Here is a 25066-nt window from a genome sequence, read left to right on the forward strand (position 1 = left end):
TCAGCCATGCGGGTGGCCGGCGAGCAGACCGGCCACCCGGCGCAGTACCTCCCGGGCCCGGGCCGCCTCCGCGCCGAGGCCCATCTGCCGGCGCAGCACCGCGGGCTCGGCACGGAGCAGCGCCACCCCGCGCCGAATCAGCACCCGCGGGGCCTTGCGCTGCTCGGACAGGTCGCGGGCGAGCCGGCGCAGGAAGGTGGCCCCGCGCGGGCGGCGCAGCGCGTACGCCCCGGCGAGCAGGCCGCGGCGACGGCACTCCTCGACGATCTCGGCGGCGAAGATCCCTTCGGCCACGAAAAGTGGCGATCCGGCGACATCAAATGGCCGGGTGGCTACCCGCCGATCAGCGCCGATCGCATAAACCGGCACATCGGCTCGGCCCTCGCGGGCAAGTTGGGCAATGATTTCCACCGCAGTGAGGGCATCCCAGGAGTGCGGCGATTCCCAATCCACCTGGCCGTTTCGTCTCGGCAACGTAGGGTCATCGCCGTCTTTGTAGAAGTCGTCCAAGCACAGCACCGGCAAGCCGGTTTGCTGCGCTATGTACGACTTTCCGGACCCCGATGGGCCGGCCAGTAGGACAACGCGGTGCGGATGTTCCATTACCTTCAGTTACTCCGGCCAGACAGACTGCTATCAAATCGCATCAACATCTCATCACACCTTCGGTCGGGGACAACCTGGGCTTTCTTCTTGTCGACCGGCGTGATGGAATCTCGGGGGTCCGACCCGCCGGGTCGGTCGCTGGGCGTTGCCCGGGGCAACGCGTTCAAGCTGTAATCGCGAGGGCGGTGACGTGAGCAAACGGCCAAAGACGGCGGGCTCCTTCCTGTCGCGGCTGCGCCGGCCGGCCAGCCGGCTCCGGGACATGCCGATCTGGTCCAAGCTCGGTCTCATCATGATCGTGCCGACCATCGCCACGGTCGTGGTGGGCACCAGTGGTCTCATCGACCACGTGGAGACGCTCAACAATGCCAACCGAGCTGGCGACCTGGCGAATCTGTCGAGCTATTCAGGTGACCTGGTCGACAGCCTGCAGGACGAGCGGACCGCCGCCGTGCTGCTGCTGGGCGCGGACGGGACGCAGCCGACGGCGCAGTACCAGGAGGCCTACAACCGGGTGAACTCCCGGGTGGATCAGGATGCGATCCCCTACCGGCAGCAGCGGACCGAGATCGAGGACCTGCCGGGCAGCCTGGAGAGTCTGCTCGACGGCATCGACCAGAACCTGCAGGACCTGTCGGGCGTCCGCAGCCAGGTGTTCAACGGAAAGCTCGCGCTGACCGAGACCGTGCAGGCGTACGAGGGTCTGATCAGTGACCTGCTCGCCATCCGCGACTCGTCCACGCAGCTCGCCGGTGACAACCAACTCAGCGACCGGATGCGCGCCGCCGCGGCGGTCGCCCGGGAGAAGGAGTTCCTCGCCGTACGCCGGGTCGTGGTGCACCGCGCGTTGGGTGTGAAGGGCGGACAGCGCCTGACCCCCGCACTGCGCAGGGACTACGTCGCCAGTGACACAGGCCAGCAGCAGGCACTGCAGAGCTTCAAGGCCGTCGCCACCCCGGACGACGCGAAGTTCCACGACCAGACGGTCGCTGGCGGCGACCGTCGGCAGGCTCAGAACTACACAGGCTGGATCGACGGCAACACCACCGGCAACATGCGCGGCGCGCCGTTCGGCCCGGACCAGTGGGAAGCCGCCATGACGGCCAACGCCAAGCTGATCCGCACCGTCGAGCGGAAGCTCGACAGTGAAGTGGTCGACCAGGCCGACACCCTCCGCTCGGACGTCCAGCGCCAGGTTTTCCTGGAGACCGGCCTGCTGCTCAGCATGCTGCTGCTGGCCATCCTCTTCGCCTACCTGGTAGCCCGCTCGATGGCCCGCTCACTGCGTGAGCTGCGGCAGGGCGCGCTCTCAGTGGCCCAGTACGGCCTGCCACAGGCGGTGGCCCGTCTGCGCGACCCGCAGGTCGTCGGCCAGCTCTCCCCGGTGCAGCTGGCCAACCAGATCGCCGAACCACTGCCGGTGCGCAGCAAGGACGAGTTCGGCCAGGTGACCGAGGCGTTCAACGCCGTCCACCTGGAAGCCGTCCGCACGGCCGCCGAGCAGGCGGCACTGCGTGCCTCCGTCGCGACCATGTTCGTCAACCTGGCCCGTCGTTCCCAGATCCTGGTCGACCGCCTCATCGGGCACCTCGACCGGCTGGAGCGCGGCGAGGAGGACCCGGACCGGCTGGCCGAGCTGTTCCAGCTCGACCACCTGGCCACCCGGATGCGCCGCAACGACGAGAACCTGCTGGTGCTCGCCGGTGCCGACTCCACCCGCGTGCAGCGTGAGCCGGCCGCCCTCATCGACGTGCTGCGCGCCGCGCAGTCCGAGGTCGAGCACTACACCCGGATCGAGTTCGGTGTCATCGACCGCGACATCGAGGTCGCCGCGCACGCGGTCAACGACCTGGTGCACCTCGTCGCGGAGCTGTTCGACAACGCCACGGCGTTCTCCCCGCCCGACTCGCAGGTGATGGTCGAGGCCCGGCGCGTTGGCGACCGCTCCTCGCTGTACGTCGAGGACCGCGGTATCGGCATCAGCGCCGAGCAGTTGCACGACCTCAACGAGCGGCTCGCCACGCCGCCGCAGGTCGACGTGGCCGTGTCCCGGATGATGGGCCTCGTCGTGGTCGCCCGGCTGGCGTCCCGGCACGGTGTCCGGGTCGAGCTGCGCCCCGGCAACGATCGCGGCACTGTCGCCGACGTGACCCTGCCCACCTCGGTGCTGGTGCCCCGGGCGCTCTCCGGCCGGGTGCAGCAGCCTCCGGCGCTGCCGGCGGCCGGTGCTCCCCAGTTCGGTGGTCCGCAGTCCAATGGGCCTGCGCCGGTCTTCGGCGCGCTGCCCGCGTTGGGCAACGGCCCCCGTCCGAGCGAGTCCGGCAACCAGGTCACCCTGGGTGGTCGCCCGTTCGACCCCGCGACGCGCAACGGTGCCGGCGCGCCAGCCAACGGTGGCGCGTACCGGTCGATGCCGGCCTGGTCCGATCTGACCGGCGCGGCCGGGGCGAACGGCGTCAACGGCGGTGACGGGTTCACCCCCCGGTCGGCCAACGGCCAGGGCACCGACCCGCTGCCGCAGCGCCGGGGCGGGGACGAGACTCCGAGCACCGACCAGCAGCCGTCCATCCCGCGTCAGCTGCCGAGCAGCCCCGAGGCGCACCCGTACTCGGCGCCGCCGGTCTCCGCGCAGCCCTACTCCGGTGCGCCGGTCTCCGCCTCGCCGGCCTCCGGCCAGCCGTACTCCGGGCAGCCCTACTCGGGCGCGCCGTACGGTGGCGCGCCGGTGTCCGCGGCTCCGGCCTCCGGGCAGCCGTACGCCGGTCCGCCGGTGTCCGCGTCGCCGGTCTCGGCCTCGCCGGCGTCCGGTCAGCCGTATTCGAACCAGCCCTACTCGGCGCCGCCGGCCTCCAGCCAGTCGTTCAGCGGCTTCGCGCCCCGATCCGCCCCGCCCGCGCAGGCAGCCAACGCTCCGGCGCCGCCGGCCTGGCCGCCAGTGCCGGGTAGCGACCGGGACACGGCCACCCCGCCGGTGCCCGAGCGGCTCGCCGCCGCGCTGGACATGACGACGGAGCTGCCGCGGGTCCCGCGACCCGGCGAGCAGCCGGCCGCAGCCCAGCCTCCGGCTCCTGCGCCGACTCCGGCGGCAACGCCGGCTCCGGCGCCGCAGACTCGGCCAGCGCCGCAGACTCGGCCGACGCCGCAGCAGCCGCAGGCGCAGAACCGCCAGCGGTACGCGGATGAGACGATGGAGCTGCCGATCTTCCGGGAGCTCGAGTCGGCCTGGTTCCGTACCCGTCGTCCGGGCTCCGAGGAGACCGCGGCCGGCGCTCAGCCAGCGACGAACGGCGACTCCGCTACCCAGCAGTTCGCCACGGTCGAGGCCACCGGTCGGGCAGTCCACAAGACACCACCCGGGACGACAGGTAACACACCGATGGCAGACACTCCGACGGTCGGAGGAGCGCCGCGGGACAACGGCTCCACAGCGAACGAGGGCGCCCGCCCCAGCCTCGCCGAGAGCCTGCCGAACCGCCGGCCCCAACCGCAGAGCAACGGCTGGCAGACCGCCGCCGACGACGGCTGGCGTGCCGCCTCCGCGGCGGCCGGCGCGGCGCCGGTGAGCGAGACCACCACTACCGGTCTGCCGAAGCGCAAGCCGATGGCGCAACTGGTACCCGGTGCGGTGGAGAAGCCCACCACCTCGGTCCAGCGGCGCTCCCCGGAGGCGGTTCGTGGCCTGCTCTCCGCCTACCACCGGGGCGTGCAGCGAGGGCGTAGCACCTCGGACAACCCGACCAGCCCGGAGGCAACTCCGGGAGGGCAATCCTCGCAGTCTGGCTCAGGCCCGGTGGCCGGGAGCGGGCAGAAGGAGCAAGAAGGATGACAACTACGCAGGATCTTGGTTGGCTGCTGGCCAACTTCGCCGACCGGGTGCCCGGCGTCGCGCATGCGGTCGCCGTATCGGCGGACGGCCTACTCCTCGCGTCGTCACGGGATCTGCCGCGCGACCGGGCAGACCAGCTCGCCGCGATCTCCTCGGGTCTGGTCAGCCTGACCCAGGGGGCAGCACGCTGCTTCGAGGGAGGCGCGGTGTTGCAGACCGTCGTGGAGATGGACAATGGCTTCCTGTTCCTGATGTCCATCTCGGACGGCTCGTCCTTCGCCGTGCTGGCAGCCCGCAGCTCCGACGTGGGCCAGGTTGGCTACGAGATGGCGCTGCTGGTCGACCGGGTGGGCGACGCACTGACCCCGCAGCCGCGTGCGGCTGCGGGCATGCTGGGCTGACGTCTCGCCGATCGTGAGGTCGGCACGACTGCAACAACGACAACGACGGGTTTCACCGGTGGGAGCCGGTAACGGGTGCGAAGGAGGTGAGCGGCGAGATGGCCGATCGTGACGAACCAACCGGAGCGTTGGTCCGTCCATACGCCGTGACCCGTGGTCGCACCCGTCCCCGGCTCGACATCGCGCTGGAGGCGCTCGTCGAGACGACGGTGCGCGGCCGGGCCGCTGCCAATGGCAACGGCGGCCAGGGCCGCGAACACCAGTACATCGCCGCGCTGTGTGACGGTCGCGTGCAATCGCTCGCGGAGATCGCGGCGCGGATGCAGCTCCCGCTCGGTGTGGCCCGGGTGCTCATCGCCGACATGGCGACGGACGGCCTGGTCGCGGTCCACGAGCCGACCATTTTGGACGACTCCGACGACGCGGTGGGCACTGAACTGCTGGAGAGGGTGCTGAGTGGACTTCGCAGGCTCTGACATGTCGCACCGCCCGCCGAACCCGAGCGGCCGCGTGACGTCGGCGAAGATCGTTATCGCCGGTGGATTCGGCGTCGGTAAGACGACGCTGGTCGGCTCGGTCTCGGAGATCACGCCGCTGACCACCGAGGCCATCATGACCTCCGCTGGCGTGGGCGTCGACGACACCCGGCAGGTGCCGGGCAAGACGACGACCACGGTGGCCATGGACTTCGGCCGGATCTCGATCGACCGTGACCTGATCCTGTACCTGTTCGGTACGCCGGGTCAGACCCGTTTCTGGTTCATGTGGGACGAACTGGTGCGGGGTGCGATCGGTGCGGTCGTGCTGGTGGACACCCGCCGGCTGGCCGACTGCTTCGCGGCGATCGACTTCTTCGAGCACCGACGCCTGCCGTACCTGGTGGCGATCAACTGCTTCGACGGGATGCAGTACCACGACCCGCAGGACGTCCGGGACGCCTTGGCGATCTCGAGCGACGTGCCGGTGGTGGCCTGCGACGCCCGTAACCGGGAGTCGACGAAGCACGTGCTGATCTCGCTGGTCGAGTACGTGCTGACCATGCGCCGTACGCGCGCCGTCGCCCCGGCCTGATCCGGGACGCTGAACGCCCCGGTGGTGGCTCCGGCCGCCACCGGGCGCTGCCAGCCGCCCCGGTGAGTGTCTTCGCGTCGGCTCGTCACTCAGACGACCCGGCGCGCCGCTGAGCCGCCTCCTGACGACCTGGAAGCTGTCAGCCCCCTCCGGGGGGCACAGGCCACCCACGGTCCTCGCGAGGCGGCTTCTGCGTTCCCGGGGATCGCCCTGCTGACGCAAGAGCGCCCCCAGCCGGCCAGCTGGGGGCGCTTCTGCGTGTGAGAAGGGGTCAGGACTGGTAGCCCGCCGAGCGGTACTCGTACTCCCGGTCGTCGTCGCGGTCCCCGTGGTCGCGGCTGAAGTCCCAACCGCCGGCCGCCTCACGACCCGGCCGACCACCCACCGCGAAACCGCCGATCTCCTGGCCGCGCCGCCAGCCACGGAAGTAGCCGGTGGTGTTCTCCGCGAGGCTCGCCGCATCACGCACTATCCGCAAAGGGCGCTCCTCGCGCAGCGGCGAACCAGGCACCAGGTTGGCCTGCGGCACGCGCTTCGGCAGCCCGGCGTTCGTCTCGGCGCCCACCGCCGGGCGGGCCGCCTGCTCCGCGGCCTGCCAGCCGGTGTCGGCGGTGGTCGACCAGTCCAGGTCGGACTCCTCGGCCTGCCCGACGAACCAGGCCGACTTGGCCTGCGCGAAGATCAGCAGATCACCGTCGCCCTCGTCGGCGACCGGCGGCGGACGGTGTTCCATGGGCGGCGGCCGGTGCTCGACAGGGGGCGACGGCCGGTGCTCGGCGGCGCGCTCGGTGCGGGCGGCCGCCCGACCGTTGCGAGCGGCCTGCTCGCGGTCGACCAGGCGCAGCGGCGGCGTCTCCAGGTGCTGGTCCGCGGGAGGGTTGAGCCCCTCGCGCAGCGCCCGGTCGGCCAGCGGCGGCGGCTCCACCAGCCGCAGCATCGGCGGCTCCGGTGGCAGGTCGTCCGCCAACCACGGCGGGGTGACCCGACCGTCGGACCGACCCGGGTCGGTCGGGGCGTCGACACCGCGGCCGCCGCCGTACGAGTAGGCCACCGGGTTGTTCGGTGAACTGTCGGACGGGTCCTCCGGGTTGTTCACCAGCGGCCAGTTCGCCCGGGAGCCGGGCGGTGCGGCCTCCTGCCCCGGCCGGGGGGTCGGCACCGGAATGCTGAGATCGGTGGCGCTGAACCCGCCGGTGGGTGGCTCGTCGACCGGAGGGCGTTGCAGGTGGCTCGGCCGGGGCTCGCCGTTGGTCTTGGGGCGGGGCGGAATGACCGTCCGCTGCCGCTCGGCCCGCGCGTTGTTGATCGCGGCAGTGGTCAGCGTCGGCCGGAACGGCTCACCGGCCTCGGCCGGCGGCACCATGCCGCGCTGCGCCGGCGCGATCGGGGTGATCCCGGGCGGCGGAGGCGGCGGCGAGGAGACCGGCCGGTTGGTCGGACCGTCGATCCGGCTGGGCAGCGGCTCGCCGCGACTGGGCAGCGTGGACTGCGGCGGGCCAGCCATCGCCGCCGGAGTCATCGGCGCGGGTGCGACCGGCGGCGGCGTGACCGGCGCGGGGGCGACCGGCGGCGGCCCGAGCGGGCGGGGTGACGCCAACGGCGCGTTACCGGGGACCGGCTCGGGACGGCTGCGCCGCCCGACAGCGGGTGCCGGGTCGGCGGCTGGCGGGGTGGGTCGCACCGACCGCAACCCGGCGTTGGTGCCGGCCAGGCCGGTCAACCCGGCGTTGGTGCCGGCCAGGCCGGTCAATTCGCCGACGGACTCGCCGCGGCGCGCCGCGGCCCGGCGGCCGGGTGCCTGGGCAGGCGTGCTGACCCGCGAGCTGAGCGCGCTGACCAGCGCCTCACACCCGGCGTCGCAGGCCCGTACGGAGGCGACGGCCTGACGGACCGTCTCGGCCACAGCGGACGTGAGCGCCCGGTTGACCGATGCACGTCGGGGTGTCTCGGAGATGGCGACCCGCAGGGCGGTGACCGCCTCGTTGATCTCCTCGGCATCGGCGACCCCGTCCGCGGCGAGGTGCGCCGCGATGGCATCCGCCGCTACCGACACCTCGCGGCCCCGGGCCACGGTGCCGCCGAGCATGCCCGGCTCGGGCAGCGCGTCCAGCACGGCCAGGGAGACCGGCTCGGCCGGGTCCGGGTAGGCGCGCAGGGCCGCCGGGTAGAGCTCACGCAGAACCTCGCGCAGCGCCACGGCGGCGGAGTGCCGGCCACTGGCCAGCGCGGCGTGCGCGGAGAGCACCTGCTTGTATCCGGCGAGGTCCCGGGGCGCCGGCAGGGTGACGGCGGAGAGCGCCCCCGCCTGCAACGCGCGAGCGAGGCCGACCGCCCGTCGTTCGGCCGGAGGTGACTGCATCTCCTCAAGGGAGTCGTCGTCGGCGAACCGCTCGGCGAAGTCGTCCACCGAGTCGTCGTCGGCGATCGCCAGGGGTCGCCCCGCCGCGCTCAACAGCGAGGTGACCGTGTGGTCGTCGCTGTCGGCGGCGATGGCCGCACCGCTCGGCCCGCCCGACCGCTCCACGAGCAGCGCGACGAGCTGGGCGTAGCCAGCGGCGTCATCGCTGATCTCGCAGACATGCAGCAGACGGCCTGCGTCGTCGACCACAGCGGACGTCAGCGTCGAACCGGCGGAGGCCGGTCGGTCAGCCGGATCCGCCGAGGCCAGACCGCAGTAAACGCGCACGAGCGCCACGGCGTCGTCCTCCTCCCGGGACAGGTCTTTCCTCTGCCAGCAACTGATGCTCCCCGGTACGGGTCAGTCGCGCCAGTCCACCACCGCAGAGATCTTGCCGACAATGGTGCGCCAACCCAAACTCGCGGTCTGCGCCCCGATCTTCTTCAGCCGTCGCCGAGCCATGAACGCGCCGATCCCACCGTTGGCGGTGCCACGCAGAGCCTCGTCCAGGTCGTCGAGGCTGGAGCCGGCGGAGAGCATGTCGAGTACCGCAGGCAGCCGCAATGCGTACGAGAGGTCACGCGCGGCCTCGCCCGCCTCGATCAGCAGGGTCGAATCCCAGGTGTCGTGCCCGCCGCGCAGGTTCTCCACGACCAGGTCGAGTTCGTAGGTGTCCTCGTCGAGCGGAGCGATATCTGCCGGCTCCACCCGTTCGGACAATTCATTCCAGCTGTCCAGTTGGGACAGATCGTTGGGGGCACCGGATCGGATGAAACTGACAAGCGACTCGGGGGTCTTGAACAGCAGCAGCTTGCCTCGGTTGCTGAGGAAGACCGGCACCTCCTCGTCGTCCGCCTCGTCCGCGACGGCCTCGTCCGACTCGTTGCCGGTCTCGTCGTCGGTGTCGGTGGCGGCGCCGTCGCGGCGGCGCGTCGACTCGTCGTCCTCGTCGGCGAACTCCTGGGCCAGCTCCTCGTCGAGGATGACGACGGTCTCGTCGTCCTCCTCCTCCTCGATGGCCTGGCGGCGGGCGAGGAACGGGTCGTCCTGGTCGCGCTCGGTCACGTCGGTGGGGGTCAGCGAGCTGGCCGGCCGGTACGCCCGAAGCGTGAAGCCGGTGCCGGCGGGCAGGGCGATCTCCACTGGGTCGATGCGCAGCTCGTCCCAGAGTGAGCGGTCGATCGACGCCGACGGGCGGTCGGTCTCGGTCTCGTCTGGCTCGGCCGCGCCGGTGGTGTCGTCGAGCTCGGGCTCGTCGGCGTCGGGCCGTTGGGGCGACTGGCGGGCCACGCTGACCTCCGTGTGCTTCGGGTTGCCCACCCACCGGGGTCTCTGACCGGCGAGTGACTCTGGGCACATACCCTAGTCGGCGGCCCTGGGTGACCGATGCCCGCACCCCGGTGGCCGGTTGGCGCACGGGTCCGACCTGCTGGTCGTCGCCGCTGGCGAAGTGACGGTTCGACAAGTAGCGTAGCTACGTATGAAGGCCCAGGCGCTGCACGGCCATCTCGACGCTCTGCTGCTCGCCGTGCTCGAACAGGGCGCGCTGCACGGCTACGCGATCATCGAGGCGCTGCGCGCCCGCAGTGACGGCAGTCTGGATCTGCCCACCGGCACCATCTATCCGGCGCTCCGTCGCCTGGAACGCGCCGGTCACGTGGCGAGCACCTGGAGCACTGTCAGCGGCCGGGAACGGCGGACGTACCAGCTCACCGACTCCGGCCGGCGGGCACTCGCCGGGGAGCGCGCCGGTTGGCGCGAGTTTCAACTGACAGTCGGCAGGTTCCTCGATCCCGGCAGCCCGCCCACCCCGGCCTGAACCTCCGCCGATCAGTGGGTGGTGGCCAGCAGCCAGCCACGCGCCGCGCGGGTCAGCGAGAAGTAGGCGCCGCCCACCAACACGGCTCCGATGATCATCGGGGGCCAGTGGGCCGCCGCGTCCCAGAGGTTCAGCGACCAGGTGAAGAGGGCACTGCCGGCCACTATGCCGAGGACCAGGACGCCGGTCAGGCCGGTGCCCACCGCACGCTGGGCCAGCGCCAGGCCCGGCCGGGGCGCCCGCGCGCTCGCCCAGACCACCAGCAGACCCGCCGCCGAGAGCACCAGCGCGCTCATCCAGATCCAGTCGACCGAGTTGGAGAGCAGCAGATAACCGGCTGGGGGACGTGGGCCGCCACTCCAGCTCGACCCTCGCCAGGTCAGATCACCGGCGACGACCCCCACCCCGGCGATCGCCAGCATCCGCAGGGAGAGCCCGCGCAGAGCGCCCACCGCCAGCTCGGCCTGCCAGGACGGGAGCACCTGCGCCGGTGAGCCGAACTCGACCACCGCCCGGCGCTGCGCCTCGGTGGGTGGCACCCCGCTCTCGCGGTACGCCTCGACGGCGTCCAGCAACCCGTGCCGGGCCTCGGTCAGCAGGTCGGACTTGAGTCGTGCCGGCCCCTGCAGCCGAGCTGCCAGCTCCCGCAGGTGCTCGTCGACCATCACGTCCTCACCGCGCCCCATGGCACCACAGTGCCACGGACTCCGGCCGGCCGACGTCCGGGAGAACCCTGGTCCGCCCCCGAGGCGGGTCAGGGGGCGAGCGCCAGGTAACCCCGTTCGGCAGCGGCCTGGAGCAGCCACTGGTCCCGGTACCAGCCCGGGGTCGCTACCAACTCGGCGTGCCGACCTCGCTGGATCACCCGGCCGCCGTCCAGGACCACTATCTCGTCCAGCTCGGCCAACCCGCTGAGCCGGTGGCTGATCAGCAGCACCGAGTGCCCGGCGGGGGTGGCGGCGAGGGCGGACGCGAGCACCGCGTCCGCGGCGGCCGGGTCAAGACCTTCGGTGGGCTCGTCGAGCACCAGCACCGGCGGCGCGGCGAGCAGGGCCCGGGCGAGCGCCAGCCGCTGCCGTTGCCCGCCGGAGAGCTGCCCGCCCTCCTCGCCGACCAGCGTGTCCCAGCCGGCCGGCTGGGCGCGGACCCAGTCCAGCAGGCCGGCGGCGGCGGTGGCCGCGGTCAGCTCCTCCTCGCCCGCTCCGGCCCGTCCGAGCAGCAGGTTCTCCCGCACCGTGGCATGGAAGACGTACGCCTCGGCCAGCAGCCCGCCGACAGCGCGCGGCAGCGTTTCCTCGGCGTACGCCGAGAGGTCGTCACCGTTCAGGGTGACCCGGCCGGACGCGGGCCGGACGGTGCCGGTCAGCACGGCGGCCAGTGTGCTCTTTCCGGCGCCGCTCGGGCCGACGACAGCGATCCGGCGTCCCGCCGGCAGGTCCAGGCTGACCCCGTCCAGGGCGGGCGCCGCACCGGCCCGGTACCGCACTGTCACGTCGACGAAGCGCAGCTCGTGCGGGCCGGTCAGGTCCGTTGGACCGGTCGTCGGCGGCGCGGCCGACGGGTCGGCGTCGAGCAGGTCGGCCACCCGGGTCAGGCCGGGCCGAAGCTGCGTCCACTGCCGGGCCGCCGCGACCAACGCCAGCGTCACCTCGACGGCGGCCAGCGTGCCGACGGCCAGGACGCCAACCAGCACCCCCGACACGTCGGCGGCGAGCGCGACCAGCACCACCGCTGCGGCGGTCACGCCGGCGGCCAGCACGCCGAACGCGTCCACCGCGAACCCGGTGGCGGCCAGCCGACGTTCCAGCCGGGCCAGCCGGTGGGCGCGCTGCTCGGCGGCGCGCAGCGTGACGTCGGTCGCCCCGAACGCGGCCAGGTCGGCCGCGCCGTGGGTGAGGTCGATCGCGTCGGTGGCCAGCGCGCCCCGCAGGGGGGCCACCTCGGCCGCGCTGCGGCGGGTGACCGCGGTGGCCAACGCGGGCAGCGCCACCCCGGCGACCAGCAGCCCGACGGCGAGCGCCCCGGCGGCCGGTGGTGAGATCAGCGCCGCCACGGCGACTGCGGACACACCGACCACTGCCGCCGCCGAAGCGGGCACCAGCACCCGCAGCAGCAGGTCCTGGACGGCCTCCACGTCGGAGACCAGCCGGCTCAGCACGTCCCCCGAGCGGTGCGCCGTGCCACGGCGGGCCGCCAGGGTGGCGAAGACCCGGGCCCGGACGTCGGTGATCATGCGGAGCACCGCGTCGTGCCCGGCGAGCCGTTCGGTGTAACGGAACACGCCCCGGCTGATCGCCAGCGCCCGGACCGCGACGATCGCCACGGTGAGGCGGTCCAGTGGAGGCTGACCGGCGGCGCTCATCAGCAGCCAGGTGGCGGTGGCCATCAGGGCCAGGCCGGCGAACTCGGTGGCGGCTGCCAGCAGCCCGGCTCCGACCAGGCGGCCCAGGTACGGCCGGGCCAGTCGCAGCACGGCCCGCTCGGCGGCGGCCCGCTCGGCCACCACCGCCGGCCCGTGTTCGGCGGTCATCGGGCGGCCTTCTGAGTCGGTTCGGGCGTCAACTCGGTGACCCGACCGTCCTCGATGCGCAGGATCCGGTCGGCGTCGGCCAGCAACGCCGGTCGGTGCGCGACAAGCAGCGCCGTCCGCCCGGCGACCAGTCGACGGGTGGCGTCGAGCACCACCGCCTCGGCCGCCGTGTCGAGTCGCGCGGTGGGTTCGTCGAGCAGCACCACCGGGGCGGAGCGCAGGAACGCCCGGGCCAGTGCGACCCGCTGCCGCTGCCCACTGGACAGCCCGTGACCGCGCTCACCGAGCACTGTGTCCAGGCCGTCGGGCAGGCCGGCCACCACGTCGTCCAGGGCGGCGTCGTGCACCGCGGCGCCGAGTACGTCGGCCGGGGTGTCCGGCGCGCCGAGGCGGATGTTGTCGGCCAGCGAGGCGGCGAAGAGGTGGGCCCGCTGCGGCACCCAGGCGAGCTGCCGGCGCCAGGCGTCCGGGTCGGCGGTGGCGAGGTCGACCCCGTCCACGGTGATCCGCCCGCTGGTCGGCGCCACGAAACCCAGCAGCAGGCCGAGCAGCGTGCTCTTGCCGGCGCCGCTGGGCCCGATGATGGCTATCCGCTCACCGGGCCTGATGGTCAGTGTCACGTCGCGCAGCGCGGTGGTCCGCTCGTACGCCACTGTGACCCCCTCGAACCGGATCGTGGCCCGCGCGTCCGGGACGGAGGCGCCCTCGGCGGCCCGGGGCGCTGTGGGTGCGGCGGAGACTGTCAACGCCTCGTCCAGCGCGGCCAGCCCCTCCATGCTGGCGTGGAAGCGGCTGCCGGCGGCCCGCAACGGCAGGTACGCCTCCGGGGTCAGCAGCAGCACCAGCAGCGCGGTCTGCAGGGCCAGCCCGCCGCCGAGCAGGCGGATGCCGACCGGCACCGCCACCAGCGCCACCGAGAGGGTGGCGACCAGTTCGAGGACCAGCGCGGAGAGGAACGCGATCCGCAGCGTCTTCATTGTGGCGACCCGGTGACCGTCGGCCATCCGGCGTACCACGTCGGTCTGCGCCCGGGCGCGTCCGAACGCGCGCAGCGTGGGCAGCCCGGCGACCATGTCCAGGAAGTGCCCGCCGAGCAGCGCGAGCCGCCGCCACTGCCGCTCGGTGGCGGCCTGCGCCTGCCAGCCGAGCAACGCACCGAAGACCGGGATCAGCGGCAGGGTCAGGGCGATGATCACCGCCGAACTCCAGTCGGCGAAGACGACCCGCGCCAGCACCGCGAGGGGCACCGTCACGCTGAGCACCAGTTGCGGCAGGTACCCGGTGAAGTACGCGTCCAACGCGTCCAACCCACGCCCGGCCAGGGTGGCGATCTCACCGGCCCGCTGCCCGGCCACCCACCCGGGCCCGTGCCGGCCCACCGCGCCGAGCAGGTCGGCCCGCAGCGTGGCCTTGACCGTGGCGGCGGCCCGCGCCGAGACAGTGCCCTGCGCCCAGACCAGTGCAGAGCGGGCGGCGACAGCTACCACGAAGCCGGCCAGCGCCGGTCGATCCAGCCGACCGTCGATCGCGGTGGCCAGCAGCGACGCGAGCGCTGTGGCCTGCGCGACGATCAACCCGGCGGCCAGCACCCCCAGGAGCGCGAGCACAGCAAGATCGCCCCGGGCCGCAGGGACCCGGCGCAGCAGACGCCTGTCGAACGGACGGCGGCTCACCAGTACACCGGTGCCCTACCGTCGGTCCGTCCTCGGAAAACCCACCAGCACATCGCCTGGAAGCCTAGTAGGGCCGGAAGTAGCGGCAGCGCCACCCAGCCCAGCAGCCGCAGCGTCGGCGCGCTGGCGGCGGCGTCGGCCACCCGCATTGAGGCGTCCGGGTCGGTCGTGGACACCAGCACGTAGGGCCAGAGGGCGGCTCCGACCAGCAGCACCGGCAGCGCCAGGGCCGCGCCGGTGGCGACCAGAGCCCACCCGGGCCGCCGCCGGGCAAGCGCCGCGCGGGCCGCCAGCAGCGCCGCCACGAGCAGCACCGGCAGGAGTACGGCCACCGCCGGACGTTGCACCGCGTCGCGTACCCGGGCGGAGAGCAGGCCCACGACGGTGGCCAGGGCGACCGCGGTGAGCGCCACCGGCACCAGCCGGCGGGCGGTCCGGCCGACCACGGCGGCGGCCTCGGCGGGCAGGCGCAGCGTGAGGAAGGTCGCCCCGTGCACCGCGACCAGGGCGACCATTGCCAGCCCGGCGGCGGCCGCGAACGGGGTGGCCAGGTGCGTCACCCCGGCGACGTGCCCGTCGGCCTGGAGTGGCACCCCCTGCAACAGCGCGGCGAGCAGCACACCCCAGCCCAGCGCGGCGAGGGCGCTGCCGATCACCACGACGCGGTCCCAGCGGGCCCGGATCCGCTCGTCGTCGGGTCGGCTGCGCAGTTGCACCCCGACGGTGACCAGGATGACGCCGACCAGGGCACCGGCGACGGCCGGATAGCAGCCGGCGAGCAACTCGCCCTCCAGGAGGGGGAACGCGCCGAAGAGGATGCCCATGGCGGCCACCAGCCAGACCTCGTTGCCGAGGAAGAACGGGCCGAGCGCGGTGAGCGCCTCCCGCCGCCCCGCCGGACCGACGCCGCGGGCGAGCAGCAGCCCGACGCCGTAGTCGTAGCCGGCGAGCACGAGGTAGCTGGCGAAGAAGAGGCCGAGCGCTGCGTACCAGGCGAGGTCCACTGTCTACTCCTCAGAGGAGGGCGGGTTCGGGGTGGGCCGGCTCGCTGGACGACGCCGGTGGGCGGCCGAGCGCCGGGTCGGCCGCGCCGCGCCTGGCGTGCCGGGCGAGCAGCACCCAGTTGGTGACGGCGAGAGTGCCCAGCAGCAGGCTGAACCCGATCAGCGAGGCGAGCATCAGCGGTGCGCTGACCGGGGAGACGGCCTGCTCGGTGGGGAGCAGCCCGTACGCCACCCAGGGTTGACGGCCGACCTCCCTGGAGATCCAACCGAGGATCACCGCGATGAACGGCAGCGGCAGGGCGAGCAGGATCAGCCAGAGCGGGAAGCGCAGTCGGATGACCCAATCCCGGAAGAGCAGGGGCAGCAGGAGCCAGACGCAGCCGAGGGTGAAACCGATCAGGATCATGAAGCCCAACCCGACGCTGGCCAGCACCGGCGGGGTGTAGTCGCCGGGGCCGAACCGCGTGGTCCACTCGGTGATCAGCGCCTGGCTCTCCGGGCCGTCGCCGCCGAACTTGGTCGGCTGCACCGCGCCCACCGGGCCGAACTGGGCGAAACCGAAGCCCTGCACCATCGTGATGGCCAGCGCCGCGGTGACCAGGCCGATCCGCAGCGAGGTGCGGAAGAGCGCGAAGTCCGGGGTACGCCGGATCAGGTGCCCGGCGCTGACCGCCGCCATCAGCATCCCGCCGACCAGCAGCGCCGCCGAGACCACGTGCCCGAAGGCCATGCCGAGGCTGGGGTTGGTGAGCAGCGCGCCGAAGTCGGTGAGGTGGGCGATTCCGTCGCGGACCTCGTAGCCGACGGGATTCTGGAGCCAGGAGTTGGCCACCATGATCCAGAACGCCGAGGCGTACGCGGTGATCGCCACGCCCCACAGCAGCGCGAGGTGGACGCCCTTTCCGAGCCGGTGCCAGCCGAAGATCCACATTCCGAGGAACGTGGACTCCAGGAAGAACGCCACAAGTGTCTCGATGGCCAGGGGCGCGCCGAAGACGTTGCCGACGTAGCGCGACAGGCCGCTCCAGTTCAGCCCGAACTGGAACTCCATCACGATTCCGGTGGCGATGCCGAGCACGTAGTTGATCACGTAGAGCTGGCCCCAGTAGCGGGTCAGCCGCTCCCACTTCGGGTTGCCGGTGAGCACCCACGCGGTCTGCATGCCGACCAGCAGGGTGACCAGCCCGAGCGTGACGACCACGAACAGGAAGTGGATCGAGGTGGTGGTGGCGAACTGTAGGCGGGCGAGGAGCAGGGTGTCCATGACCAGCCCTCCATAGCGTTGGCTCCCTTGTCGTAGCCACCCTACACGTAGCATCGCTACGTGTCTGCCTACTACGCCCTGTCGTAGGAAACTTTACTACGCCACGTAGTAGTAGAGCGAGATCGCGCTCGATCCTGGCTCTCACCGCTGTCGCGTCAGGGAGTGCCCGGCCGTCAACCCGGTTCGCCTCGTCGATCAAGGAGTTGTGCTGGGTGACAAAGCCCCCGTCGACGGATCAGACGGGCACCACACCTCCATGATCGACTCGACCGGGCGCCGCCGTCCCGACATGGACCGCAGGCCACGCGGCGACGCTCGCGGTGGGCGTCCGTCAGCTCAGGAAGAGGGTGACCGGGAGAGCGACCAGGGTGGTGGCGACCGCGAGGGCGGTGGCGCCGAGCACCCGCGGCGGCCGGTCGCTGACCAGCAGCCGCTGCACCCGTACGTCGAGATCCCGGTCGCCCATGCCGAGCGCGCCGGCCGGGGTGATCCGGTGCCCGGCGGCGGCGAACCGGCGTAGCGCCCCCGCCAGCGGGGCGTCGGCGTGCAGCTCGCGGGCCTTGTCGTCGGCGCGCATCTCGACCAGCAGGGCGACCCGCTCGTGCGCGTCGCGCACCCAGCCGAACCACGGCAGCGCCCGGCACAGCGCTGTGAACGGCAGCAGCACCAGGTCGTGCCGCTCGTGGGCGTGCGCACGCTCATGGCTGAGCACCGCGGCCAGCTCGGCCCGGTCCAACAGGCTCAGGGTGCCGGCGCTGACCACCACCTGCGGCTTCACGCCCGGCAGGCAGTACGCGGCGGCGCTCGGATGATCCAACACCAGCGCGCCCGGCGCGGCCGGGTCGTTCCGGGCGACCAGGGACAGCAGGTCCCGGTGGCGACGCTGGGCGCGAACGGTGCCGTGGATGCTGCGCACCGTCGTCGTGACCAGCACCGCCCCGATGCCGAAGCCCACGCCGACGCCGGCCAGGTGGAACGTGCCCACCCCGATCGGCAGGGCGCCGTGGGCGAGGTCGTTGGCCAGGGCGAGCAGTGCGCTACCGGTCGGCCGGTCGTACGCGCTCACCCCGAGCGCCATCGGCAGGCCCATCGCCGAGAGGCCCAACGCCAGCCCGACGGCCTGCCAGCAGACGATCGCCACCCGGGGACTGCGCCACGTCCAGGTGGAGCGGGCCAACACCTGGGCGGTCAGATAGCAGGCCAGCATCGTGGCGGCGAAGTGCACGGCGTAGGCCATGGTGCGCGCCCTACCGCTCCGCTGCCTCGCCGGCGGGTCGTCTGCCCGCCGGCCCGTCCACCCGGTCGGTCAGGGCGTCGGCCCCGCCCGTGTCGCCGCCGGTGGAGCCCGGCCCGGTCAGGCCGGCCTCGCTGCCCAGCGCCGCTCGCAGCACCTCGGCCTCGGTGCCGGTCACCGAGCGGGCGAAGCGCACCAGCGCGGCGTCCCGGCTGCCACCCAGGTCGAGGGCGTCGAGCATGAGTTGAGCGATGTGCGCCTCGCGGCTGGCAGCCGGACGGTACCGCCAGGCCCGTCCCTCCCGCTCCCGTTGCACCATGCCCTTGCCGGCGAGCCGGTCCAGCACCGTCATCACAGTGGTGTACGCCAGCTCACGGCCATCGAGCGCGTCGGCCACCTCGCGCACGGTCACCCCGTCCGACGTGCCGGGGACCACGTCCCACAGCACGTCCATCACCGCACGCTCAAGATCGCCCAACCGAGTCACACCGCAATCCTACCCCCGGTAGTAGACCCCCGACCGACCCGACCAGGTCGCTGCCCCGGCCAAGATCCCCCACAACAACGATGTAGTGGCCTCCAGCCACCAGGAAGCCACTACATCAAGGAAATTGCCCGATCTTGAAGCCGGAGCGGCACGGGGAGGGGCAGCAGACTGGCAACCCAACCCAAGGCAGCGCCCGTGAGCTGACCCGACCGACGAACCCGGCCCACGTCAGGTTTTCCGGGGAGCCCCGCCCGCGGAGGGATCAAGCCTGACCGCCCAGAGCGGGCGGGGCTCCCCGGAAAACCCCAAAGGCCGAGAAAAAACGATCACACCCCCTTGGGGTGCCACACCGTCTTCGTCTCCAACAGCGCGGTCATCGGCGCCACCCCCGGATCGGCGGTCCAGTCGTGGTCGGTCGGGGCCGGCCGGAGCACCCGCTTGAGGTTCTCCGCCGCCTTGACCTCGAGGTCGGTGGCGAGCGCGGCGTCGGTGACCCCGGTCAGGTCGATCGCGTTGACGTCCATGTGCGCGGCCAACGTCGGCGCGGTCTCGGTGATCGCGCCGGTGAGGATGTTGACCACACCGCCGGGCAGGTCGGAGGTGGCCAGCACCTCGGCCAGCGTCACCGCCGCCAGCGGCTCACTCGGGGAGGCCGCCACCACCACCGTGTTGCCAGTGACGATCGCCGGGGCGATCACGCTGACCAGGCCGAGCAGCGCCGGGCGCTCCGGGGCGACCACAGCGACCACACCGGTCGGCTCGGGCGCGGAGATGTTGAAGTACGGGCCGGCGACCGGGTTGGCGCCGCCGTACACCTGGGCCAGTTTGTCGGCCCAGCCGGCGTACCAGACCCAGCGGTCGACGGCGGCGTCCACCTCGTCGCCGGGGATGCCCAGGGCGACGAACTGTTCGCGGCGGCCCTCCAGCATCTCGGCGGCCCGGTAGAGGATCTGACCCCGGTTGTACGCTGTCGCGCCGGCCCAGCCCTTGACGGCGGCGCGGGCGGCGACCACCGCGTCCTGGGCGTCCTTGCGGGAGGCCAGTGACACATTCGAGGACTGCACGAGATACGACCGTCCCGACTCGCTGCGCGGGAACTTCCCGCCGATGAAGAGCTTGTACGTCTTGCGTACCGCGACCCGCTCAGACATTGAGGTAGCCCTCCAGCCCGTGCCGGCCGCCCTCGCGACCGTAGCCCGACTCCTTGTAACCACCGAACGGCGAGGTGGGGTCGAACTTGTTGAACGTGTTGGCCCAGACCACGCCGGCGCGCAGCCGGTCGGCCATCCACAGGATCCGGGAACCCTTGTCGGTCCAGATCCCGGCCGACAGCCCGTACGGCGTGTTGTTGGCCTTCTCCACGGCCTCGGCCGGGGTGCGGAAGGTCAGCACCGACAGCACCGGGCCGAAGATCTCCTCGCGGGCGATCCGGTGTGCCTGGGTGACGCCGGTGAAGATGGTCGGCGCGAACCAGAAGCCGCGGTCGGGCAGGTCACACGGCGGTGACCAGCGCTCGGCGCCCTCGGCCGAGCCGGCGTCGGAGAGCTCGCGGATCCGCTCCAACTGGGCGGCCGAGTTGATCGCGCCGACGTCGGTGTTCTTGTCCAGCGGGTCGCCGACCCGCAGCTGGGCCATCCGTCGCTTCAGCGACTCCAGCACCCGGTCGGCCACGTTCTCCTGGACCAGCAGTCGGGAGCCGGCGCAGCAGACGTGCCCCTGGTTGAAGAAGATGCCGTTGACGATGCCCTCGACGGCCTGGTCGATGGGTGCGTCGTCGAAGACGATGTTGGCGGCCTTGCCGCCCAGCTCCAGGGTGAGCTTCTTGCTGGTGCCGGCCACCGACCGGGCGATGGCCCGGCCCACGTCGGTGGAGCCGGTGAAGGCGACCTTGTCCACGCCCTGGTGCTCGACCAGCGTACGGCCGGTGTCGCCGGCGCCGGTGAGGATGTTGACCACACCGGCCGGCAGCTCGGCCTGCTGGCAGATCTCGGCGAAGAGCAGCGCGGTCAGCGAGGTGGTCTCGGCGGGCTTCAGCACCACAGTGTTGCCCGCGGCGAGCGCCGGTGCGATCTTCCAGGCCAGCATGAGCAGCGGGAAGTTCCACGGGATGACCTGCGCGGCCACCCCGATCGGCTGCGGGTTCGGGCCGAATCCCGCATACGGAAGCTTGTCGGCCCAGCCGGCGTAGTAGAAGAAGTGCGCGGCGACCAGCGGCAGGTCGACGTCCCGGGACTCGCGGATCGGCTTGCCGTTGTCGAGGGACTCCAGGACGGCCAACTCGCGGGAGCGCTCCTGGATGAGCCGGGCGATCCGGTACAGGTACTTCGCCCGGTCCCGGCCCGGCATCGGGCCCCAGACCTTGTCGTACGCCTTGCGGGCCGCGCGTACCGCGCGTTCGACGTCCTGGGCGCCGGCCTCGGCGACCTCGGCCAGCACCTCCTCGGAGGCGGGGTTGATCGACTTGAAGCTGCCACCGTCGGTCGGGTCGACGAACTTACCGTCGATGAACAGCCCGTACGAGGGTTTGAGGTCCACCACCGAGCGGGACTCGGGGGCGGGGGCGTATTCGAACATCGGCTATCAGTCCAGGGTGAAGTAGTCGGGACCGGAGTAGACGCCGGTCGTCAGCTTGGTGCGCTGCATCAGCAGGTCGTTGAGCAGGCTGGACGCGCCGAAGCGGAACCAGTCCGGGTCGAGCCAGTCCGGGCCGACGGTCTCGTTGACCATCACCAGGTACTTGATCGCGTCCTTGGTGGTCTTGATGCCACCGGCGGGCTTCACGCCCACCTGCCGCCCGGTCGCTTCGCGGAAGTCGCGGACCGCTTCCAGCATGACCAGGCTCACCGGCATCGTCGCCGCGATCGGGACCTTGCCGGTGGAGGTCTTGATGAAGTCGCCGCCGGCCAGCATGGCCAGCCAGGAGGCTCGCCGCACGTTGTCGTAGGTGGCCAGCTCGCCGGTCTCCAGGATCACCTTGAGGTGGGCATCCCCGGAGGCCTCCTTGGTGGCCACGATCTCGTCGTAGACCTCCTTGTACCGCCCGGCCAGGAACGCACCCCGGTTGATCACCATGTCGATCTCGTCGGCGCCGGCCGCGACGGCGGCCCGGGTGTCGGCCAGCTTGATCTCCAACGGTGCCTGCCCCGACGGGAACGCTGTCGCCACGCTGGCCAGGTGCACGCCGGATCCGCGCAGCACCTCCGCCACGTAGGGGACCATCGCCGGGTAGACGCAGACCGCGCCGACGTGCGGGCAGGACGGGTCGGCCGGGTCCGGACGCAGGGCCTTCGCGGCGAGCGCGCGCACCTTGCCCGGGGTGTCCGCCCCCTCCAGGGTGGTCAGGTCGACCATCCGGATCGCCAGGTCGATCGCCTGGGCCTTGGCGGTGGTCTTGATGGAGCGGGTGCCGAGCTGTGCCGCCCGCTGCTCCGCGCCGACCTGGTCCACGCCGGGCAGGCCGTGCAGGAAGGTCCGCAGAGCGGTCTCGGATCGTCCCAGCTCGGAGAGCTCCGACCGGGCCGACGTCGTTGTCGCCGTCATGCCGAGAAGTCTACGCACGAGACCGCCGAGTGATCTTGCTCACGAGCGCCCGATGACGTGCTGACGTGAGCGGCGTCCCTGGTCCGACCGCACCCGCACCGCCGCGCGGTACGGACCGGTAGGTTGAGCGATCGTGGACGTACACGTCATTGACCACCCGCTGGCCCAGTCCAGGTTGACTGCCATGCGGGACGCGCGCACCGATTCCTCGACGTTCCGGGCGGCGCTGCACGAACTGACCACCATGCTGGTGTACGAGGCGGCGCGCACCTTCCCCGTCGAGCGGTACCCGGTGCAGACGCCGGTCACCGGCACCGAGGGCACCCGGCTGGCCAACCCGCCGCTGCTGGTCCCGGTGCTGCGCGCCGGCCTGGGCATGGCGGACGCCGCGCTGGGCCTGCTGCCCGAGTCGTCGATGGGTTTCGTGGGCCTGGCCCGCGACGAGGTGACCTACGAGCCCCGCGCGTACATGGAGTCGCTGCCACGCGATCTGGCCGGGCTGCCGGTGCTGGTGCTCGACCCGATGCTGGCCACCGGTGGCTCGCTGGAGCACTCCTGCCGGCTGCTGGCCGACCGGGGCTGCACCGACATCACTGTGCTCTGTGTGCTCGCCGCCCCGGTCGGCATCGAGCGGCTGGAGCGCTCCGGCCTGCCGTTGCGCCTGGTTACGGCCTCGATCGACGAGGGGCTCAACGACAGCATGTTCATCGTCCCCGGCCTCGGCGACGCCGGTGACCGCCAGTTCGGTGGCATGCCCCGCTTCTGAGGGGATACCCGGTCGGTGCCGGGTCCGGCGGGTCCGTGCGCGCGGTGCGCGGACCCGCTACCGTCTCCGGCCATGACTGGTGTTGCGCTCGCCGAGGAGTTGCTGCTCCTCGCCTACGACGACACGACCGGCAAGGCGACCATGCCACGGATCAGCCTGGACCTGGGCATGGCCGCCGCGGTGCTGGTCGAGCTGGCTCTGGCCGGCCGGATCGCGTACGCCGACGGGTCCCTGACGGTGATCGACCCGACGCCGACCGGCGAGCCGTTCAGCGACGATGTCCTCAGCCGGATCGCCGCCGACACCCCGCACACCCCGGCGTCCTGGGTGCAGCGTCTACGGCACGGCCTGCGCGACCGGATCCTCGCCGACCTGTGTCGGCAGGGCGTCGTCCGGGACGTCGACGAGACCGAGCTGGGCTTCATCCACGTGCACCGTTACCCGGTCGTGGACACCTCCGTCGAGGCAGAGACCCGACAGCGGCTGGCCGAGGCGTTGACCGGCGCGGCAGCCCCGGACGAGCGGACCGCCGCGCTGGCCACCCTGGTGGTGGTGCTCCGGATGGAGTCCGCGCTCGGGGTGAGCGGCGAGGCCGCCGCCGACGCCCGCCGCCGGCTGACGGAGATCGCCACCGGCGCCGGGTTCTCCGGCGAGGTGAGCACCGACGACTCGGTGGTCCGTCCGTCGGTCGGCCTGGTCGTTGCCGCCCTGGCCAGGGCGGTCGACCAGGCTCTCGGCCCGCGCCGCTGACCCCGCCCGCCGGTCAGAGCCCCAGAGCTGCGGCGATCTCGCCGCGCAGGGCGGCGACCGCCTGCGCCGCCCGGCTGCGGGCCGTCCGCACGTCGCCGTCCCCGACCGGTTCCACCACCTCGAGGTACGCCTTGAGCTTCGGCTCGGTCCCGGACGGGCGGATCACCACCCGGGCCACAGCGGTCCGCAGGATCACCACGTCCGACTCGGGCAGCAGGTCCCGGACGCTGTCCACCGGCTGCCCGAGCAGGGTGGCCGGGGTGGCCGCCCGGATCCGGGCCATCGCGTCGGCGATGACCCGCAGGTCGTCCACCCGGGCGGAGAGCTGGTCGGTGTGGTGCACGCCGAACTCGGCGGCCAACTCGTCCAACCGGTCGGTCAGCGTACGACCCTGCGTCTTCAGGCCGGCGGCCAACTCGGCCACTGTCAGCGCGGCGGTGATCCCGTCCTTGTCCCGGACGTGCTCCGGGGCGACGCAGTAGCCGAGCGCCTCCTCGTAGCCGAAGACCAGCGGCGCGCTTCCGCCGCCGGCCCGCACGATCCACTTGAAGCCGGTCAGCGTCTCGTCGTAGGGCAGGCCCCGGGCCGCGCACATCGCCCGCAGCAGTGACGACGACACGATCGTGGTGGCGTAGAGCCCGGTCACCCTGCGACGCATCAGGTGATCGGCGAGCAGGACGCCCACCTCGTCGCCCCGCAGCATCCGCCAGCCGTCGCGGTCGTCCCGGACGACCACAGCGCACCGGTCGGCGTCCGGGTCGTTGGCGATGGCGATGTCAGCGCCGGTGGAGTCGGCCAGGGCGATCAGCCGGTCCACAGCACCCGGCTCCTCCGGGTTGGGGAACGACACGGTGGGGAACGCCGGGTCCGGCTCGGCCTGGTCGGGCACCACCCCCGGGGTCGGAAAGCCCGCGCTGGCGAAGGCGGCGGTGAGCACCGCCGCGCCCACCCCGTGCAGCGGGGTGTACGCCACCGTCAGGTCCCGTGGGCCGTCCGGGTCGATCACCGCGGTGGCCCGTTCGACGTACGAGGCCACCAGGTCGTCGCCGAGCACCTGACCGGGCTCGCCCAACGGCACCTGGGCCAGCGGCCCGACCGATCGGATGGCGGCCTCGATACCGGCGTCGGCGGGGGGCACGATCTGCGCGCCGGATCCCAGCTCGCCGCCCAGCTCCGCGCCGAGGTAGACCTTGTAGCCGTTGTCCTGCGGCGGGTTGTGGCTGGCCGTGACCATCACGCCGGCGACACCGCCGAGGTGCCGCACGGCGTACGCCAGCACCGGGGTGGGCAGCGGGCGGGGCAGCAGCAGCGCCGGACGGCCAGCGCCGGTGGCCACCTGGGCGGTGCGCTCGGCAAACTGCCGGGAGCCGTGCCGGGCGTCGTACCCGATCACCAGCGGGCCGGTGCCGCCCTGGGCCGCGAGCCAGGTGACCAGGCCGGCAGCGGCCTGGGTGACCACGGCGAGGTTCATGCCGTTCGGGCCGGCTCGCAGCGGGCCGCGTAGGCCCGCCGTGCCGAAGGTCAACGGGCCGGCGAACCGGTCGGCCAGCTCCGGGGCACTCGCCGGAAGCCCGTCGAGCACCGCCGTCAGCTCGTCCCGGCTGGCCGGGTCGGGGTCGTCGGCCAGCCAACGCCGGGCTTGCTCACGAATGTCGTCGATGTCAGTGGTGTCCGCCGCCATGCCCCTTGATAGCACG

At 72.5% G+C, this 25066-nt stretch carries 21 protein-coding genes; 7 read left to right on the plus strand and 14 right to left on the minus strand.

Features of this window, described 5'->3' with window-relative positions; genetic code table 11:
* Window positions 1–294 (minus strand): hypothetical protein, encoded by a 294-nt coding sequence (locus tag AB0B94_RS29245; RefSeq protein ID WP_238410792.1) that lies wholly within the window; start codon window positions 292–294, stop codon window positions 1–3.
* Window positions 295–796: 502 nt separating this feature from the next.
* On the opposite strand from AB0B94_RS29245, the gene AB0B94_RS29250 reads away from it, so the two are divergent.
* The 4 genes from AB0B94_RS29250 (at window position 797) to AB0B94_RS29265 (ending at window position 5904) form a co-directional block, all read left to right on the plus strand.
* Complete coding sequence (locus AB0B94_RS29250) at window positions 797–4432, plus strand: nitrate- and nitrite sensing domain-containing protein (RefSeq protein ID WP_357287704.1); 3636 nt, start codon at window positions 797–799, stop codon at window positions 4430–4432.
* On the plus strand, window positions 4429–4833 hold the full coding sequence (locus AB0B94_RS29255; RefSeq protein ID WP_030329023.1) for a roadblock/LC7 domain-containing protein: 405 nt from the start codon (window positions 4429–4431) through the stop codon (window positions 4831–4833). Before AB0B94_RS29250 ends, AB0B94_RS29255 begins: the two co-directional genes overlap by 4 nt.
* Before the next feature lie 98 nt (window positions 4834–4931).
* Window positions 4932–5309, plus strand: a complete 378-nt coding sequence (locus tag AB0B94_RS29260; RefSeq protein ID WP_030329021.1) for a DUF742 domain-containing protein — start codon at window positions 4932–4934, stop codon at window positions 5307–5309.
* Window position 5310: 1 nt separating this feature from the next.
* On the plus strand, window positions 5311–5904 hold the full coding sequence (locus AB0B94_RS29265; protein ID WP_007455465.1) for an ATP/GTP-binding protein: 594 nt from the start codon (window positions 5311–5313) through the stop codon (window positions 5902–5904).
* Between the two features lie 271 nt (window positions 5905–6175).
* Here AB0B94_RS29265 and AB0B94_RS29270 read toward each other — a convergent pair whose 3' ends face one another.
* Both AB0B94_RS29270 and AB0B94_RS29275 read right to left on the minus strand, forming a co-directional pair.
* Window positions 6176–8623, minus strand: coding sequence for a transposase (locus AB0B94_RS29270; RefSeq protein ID WP_357287943.1), 2448 nt, complete (start codon window positions 8621–8623; stop codon window positions 6176–6178).
* A 39-nt stretch (window positions 8624–8662) separates the two neighbouring features.
* Window positions 8663–9622, minus strand: coding sequence for a DNA primase (locus AB0B94_RS29275; RefSeq protein WP_357287708.1), 960 nt, complete (start codon window positions 9620–9622; stop codon window positions 8663–8665).
* 160 nt (window positions 9623–9782) lie between these two features.
* On the opposite strand from AB0B94_RS29275, the gene AB0B94_RS29280 reads away from it, so the two are divergent.
* The gene (locus tag AB0B94_RS29280) at window positions 9783–10121 is read left to right on the plus strand and encodes a helix-turn-helix transcriptional regulator (RefSeq protein ID WP_091394524.1); all 339 of its coding nucleotides are present in this window, start codon (window positions 9783–9785) and stop codon (window positions 10119–10121) included.
* An 11-nt stretch (window positions 10122–10132) separates the two neighbouring features.
* Here the strand turns inward: AB0B94_RS29280 and AB0B94_RS29285 are convergent, their stop codons facing one another.
* From AB0B94_RS29285 to deoC, 10 genes are all read right to left on the minus strand, one after another.
* Window positions 10133–10807, minus strand: a complete 675-nt coding sequence (locus AB0B94_RS29285) for a permease prefix domain 1-containing protein (RefSeq protein WP_357287712.1) — start codon at window positions 10805–10807, stop codon at window positions 10133–10135.
* A gap of 68 nt (window positions 10808–10875) precedes the next feature.
* A complete protein-coding gene (gene cydC, locus AB0B94_RS29290) occupies window positions 10876–12651 on the minus strand; it encodes a thiol reductant ABC exporter subunit CydC (RefSeq protein ID WP_357287715.1) in 1776 nt (591 codons plus the stop codon).
* A complete protein-coding gene (gene cydD, locus AB0B94_RS29295; protein ID WP_357287718.1) occupies window positions 12648–14324 on the minus strand; it encodes a thiol reductant ABC exporter subunit CydD in 1677 nt (558 codons plus the stop codon). The genes cydC and cydD overlap by 4 nt, the downstream gene beginning before the upstream one ends.
* Window positions 14321–15328 carry a cytochrome d ubiquinol oxidase subunit II gene (locus AB0B94_RS29300; protein ID WP_357287722.1) on the minus strand — a complete coding sequence of 336 codons (1008 nt, stop codon included), beginning with the start codon at window positions 15326–15328 and terminating at the stop codon, window positions 14321–14323. Before AB0B94_RS29300 ends, cydD begins: the two co-directional genes overlap by 4 nt.
* A 10-nt stretch (window positions 15329–15338) precedes the next feature.
* Window positions 15339–16592, minus strand: a complete 1254-nt coding sequence (locus AB0B94_RS29305) for a cytochrome ubiquinol oxidase subunit I (protein ID WP_357287725.1) — start codon at window positions 16590–16592, stop codon at window positions 15339–15341.
* A gap of 331 nt (window positions 16593–16923) precedes the next feature.
* Complete coding sequence (locus AB0B94_RS29310; RefSeq protein ID WP_357287728.1) at window positions 16924–17829, minus strand: M56 family metallopeptidase; 906 nt, start codon at window positions 17827–17829, stop codon at window positions 16924–16926.
* 10 nt (window positions 17830–17839) lie between these two features.
* Window positions 17840–18313, minus strand: a complete 474-nt coding sequence (locus AB0B94_RS29315; RefSeq protein WP_357287731.1) for a BlaI/MecI/CopY family transcriptional regulator — start codon at window positions 18311–18313, stop codon at window positions 17840–17842.
* A gap of 326 nt (window positions 18314–18639) precedes the next feature.
* Window positions 18640–19464 (minus strand): aldehyde dehydrogenase family protein, encoded by an 825-nt coding sequence (locus tag AB0B94_RS29320; protein WP_357287735.1) that lies wholly within the window; start codon window positions 19462–19464, stop codon window positions 18640–18642.
* A complete protein-coding gene (locus AB0B94_RS29325; protein WP_357287739.1) occupies window positions 19457–20887 on the minus strand; it encodes an aldehyde dehydrogenase family protein in 1431 nt (476 codons plus the stop codon). The genes AB0B94_RS29320 and AB0B94_RS29325 overlap by 8 nt, the downstream gene beginning before the upstream one ends.
* A gap of 6 nt (window positions 20888–20893) precedes the next feature.
* A complete protein-coding gene (gene deoC / locus AB0B94_RS29330; protein ID WP_357287742.1) occupies window positions 20894–21853 on the minus strand; it encodes a deoxyribose-phosphate aldolase in 960 nt (319 codons plus the stop codon).
* A 133-nt stretch (window positions 21854–21986) separates the two neighbouring features.
* On the opposite strand from deoC, the gene upp reads away from it, so the two are divergent.
* Both upp and AB0B94_RS29340 read left to right on the plus strand, forming a co-directional pair.
* Entirely contained in the window at window positions 21987–22619 is a 633-nt protein-coding gene (gene upp / locus AB0B94_RS29335; RefSeq protein ID WP_091394488.1) for a uracil phosphoribosyltransferase, read from the plus strand.
* Window positions 22620–22691: 72 nt separating this feature from the next.
* Window positions 22692–23369 carry a GPP34 family phosphoprotein gene (locus AB0B94_RS29340; RefSeq protein ID WP_238684464.1) on the plus strand — a complete coding sequence of 226 codons (678 nt, stop codon included), beginning with the start codon at window positions 22692–22694 and terminating at the stop codon, window positions 23367–23369.
* Window positions 23370–23382: 13 nt separating this feature from the next.
* On the opposite strand, the gene AB0B94_RS29345 is transcribed toward AB0B94_RS29340, so the two are convergent.
* Window positions 23383–25050 carry a phospho-sugar mutase gene (locus tag AB0B94_RS29345; protein WP_357287746.1) on the minus strand — a complete coding sequence of 556 codons (1668 nt, stop codon included), beginning with the start codon at window positions 25048–25050 and terminating at the stop codon, window positions 23383–23385.
* Window positions 25051–25066: the final 16 nt, after the last annotated feature.

The sequence above is a fragment of the Micromonospora sp. NPDC048986 genome (assembly GCF_040649335.1).
Taxonomy (GTDB): domain Bacteria; phylum Actinomycetota; class Actinomycetes; order Mycobacteriales; family Micromonosporaceae; genus Micromonospora; species Micromonospora alfalfae.

Excerpts from the sequence above, each read along its gene's own strand:
- deoC (WP_357287742.1), bottom strand. The coding sequence starts at position 21,853 with ATGACGGCGACAACGACGTCGGCCCGGTCGGAGCTCTCCGAGCTGGGA.
- cydC (WP_357287715.1), bottom strand. The coding sequence starts at position 12,651 with ATGACCGCCGAACACGGGCCGGCGGTGGTGGCCGAGCGGGCCGCCGCC.
- AB0B94_RS29285 (WP_357287712.1), bottom strand. The coding sequence starts at position 10,807 with ATGGGGCGCGGTGAGGACGTGATGGTCGACGAGCACCTGCGGGAGCTG.
- AB0B94_RS29260 (WP_030329021.1), top strand. The coding sequence starts at position 4,932 with ATGGCCGATCGTGACGAACCAACCGGAGCGTTGGTCCGTCCATACGCC.
- AB0B94_RS29325 (WP_357287739.1), bottom strand. The coding sequence starts at position 20,887 with ATGTTCGAATACGCCCCCGCCCCCGAGTCCCGCTCGGTGGTGGACCTC.
- AB0B94_RS29255 (WP_030329023.1), top strand. The coding sequence starts at position 4,429 with ATGACAACTACGCAGGATCTTGGTTGGCTGCTGGCCAACTTCGCCGAC.
- AB0B94_RS29280 (WP_091394524.1), top strand. The coding sequence starts at position 9,783 with ATGAAGGCCCAGGCGCTGCACGGCCATCTCGACGCTCTGCTGCTCGCC.
- AB0B94_RS29340 (WP_238684464.1), top strand. The coding sequence starts at position 22,692 with ATGACTGGTGTTGCGCTCGCCGAGGAGTTGCTGCTCCTCGCCTACGAC.
- AB0B94_RS29305 (WP_357287725.1), bottom strand. The coding sequence starts at position 16,592 with ATGGACACCCTGCTCCTCGCCCGCCTACAGTTCGCCACCACCACCTCG.
- AB0B94_RS29320 (WP_357287735.1), bottom strand. The coding sequence starts at position 19,464 with ATGTCTGAGCGGGTCGCGGTACGCAAGACGTACAAGCTCTTCATCGGC.
- AB0B94_RS29265 (WP_007455465.1), top strand. The coding sequence starts at position 5,311 with ATGTCGCACCGCCCGCCGAACCCGAGCGGCCGCGTGACGTCGGCGAAG.
- AB0B94_RS29345 (WP_357287746.1), bottom strand. The coding sequence starts at position 25,050 with ATGGCGGCGGACACCACTGACATCGACGACATTCGTGAGCAAGCCCGG.
- AB0B94_RS29310 (WP_357287728.1), bottom strand. The coding sequence starts at position 17,829 with ATGGCCTACGCCGTGCACTTCGCCGCCACGATGCTGGCCTGCTATCTG.